At 62.4% G+C, this 774-nt stretch carries 1 protein-coding gene; it reads right to left on the bottom strand.

Translation table 11 applies throughout. The features are described 5' to 3' along the window. The coding region (locus tag V6R85_RS26005; RefSeq protein WP_336377357.1) for an AGE family epimerase/isomerase at positions 1-758 on the bottom strand (758 nt) is incomplete at its 3' end. Between the last annotated feature and the right edge of the window lie 16 nt (positions 759-774).

Raw genomic sequence — 774 nt, 5'->3', positions numbered from 1 at the left:
GCCCATTCGAACTGGTGGCCCGGCTCCATGATCCGGCCCTTGTCGCTGTCGTGGGGTGTCCAGTCATGGGCGAAGAACTCGCGCAGCCCGCCATTGCCGCTATCAATGAAGCGGGTTAGCGCCAGACCGGCAATCTCATCGGCAAGCGCCGACCACGGGCCTTGCGGGTCCTGCAGCTCCCAGGCCAACATCGCCTCGAAAAGATGCATATGCGGATTGGAGCAGAGCGGTGCGCGAGGCGGGTTTTCTTCCTCGAAGCCCGCAATGGGATGTCTGTAGTCGCGCTCGAGGATGGCAAGAATATCGAGCGCCCGGCCGCGCATCTCGTCCCTGCGCTCGGGAAGGCTGGCGGCCGTCTGCGCGGCGGCGAAAAGCGCAAAGGCCTGATTGTAAAGATCGAAGGAGGGATCGATCAGCCTGCCGGTCTGGTCGGCAAGGTTGCCGTAAAGGCCGTTTTCAAGGCGATAAACCTTCTCGAACCAGGAGAGACCGTGCAGGAGCGCATCTTTCCACGGCCCCTGCCATCCGTGCTGGCCGGCGGCGGCAAAACAATAGGCCTGACGCGGCTGCACGCGGGCGCGGCGGTCATCGGAAAAAACCGGCTTCGCATCCTGGCCGAGACGCTCGTAAAAGCCGCCATCCGGGCGGGCCGAACCCGCCTCCCACCACAGGGGCAGGGCGTCTTTATCCAGCCATTTGCGTAATGTTCCGATCTCTTCGGCAAGCGTCTGCGCGATGCTCGGAAATTGCACTGTCATATGGTAACTCTCTGTT

The organism is Agrobacterium sp. CCNWLW32 (genome assembly GCF_037083425.1).
In the GTDB taxonomy this organism is placed as follows: domain Bacteria; phylum Pseudomonadota; class Alphaproteobacteria; order Rhizobiales; family Rhizobiaceae; genus Agrobacterium; species Agrobacterium radiobacter.
This window is presented reverse-complemented; position numbering and strand designations above follow the sequence as displayed.